General features: G+C 35.0%; 1 protein-coding gene. It reads right to left on the minus strand.

The window, feature by feature from the left end:
- Nucleotides 1–233, minus strand: a 233-nt coding sequence (locus AAEY88_RS14410; RefSeq protein WP_350563488.1) for a hypothetical protein, incomplete at its 3' end; no start/stop codon positions are given.
- Between the last annotated feature and the right edge of the window lie 24 nt (nt 234–257).

Raw genomic sequence — 257 nt, forward strand, 5'->3', positions numbered from 1 at the left:
CTATTGGAGAGGTTATGCAGTTGCGATTCGGCTTTTTTACGCTCGGTTAAATCAGAGTATACAACGACATAGTTAGTTATTTGGTTTTGATCATTTCTAATTTCATCAATCGAGATTTCAATGGGTAATAAAACATGTGCACTATTGCGTAATTTAACTTCTTGTTGCAGGCTATCTCGCTGGTATACGGTTTTTTTAATGGTGTTAATGTAACTTTTGTCGTAGCCGGGCAAATTAAAATCTTTTTTAAGGTACTG

Origin of the sequence: Psychrobacter sp. CAL346-MNA-CIBAN-0220 (assembly GCF_040309805.1) — a bacterium.
GTDB lineage: Bacteria > Pseudomonadota > Gammaproteobacteria > Pseudomonadales > Moraxellaceae > Psychrobacter.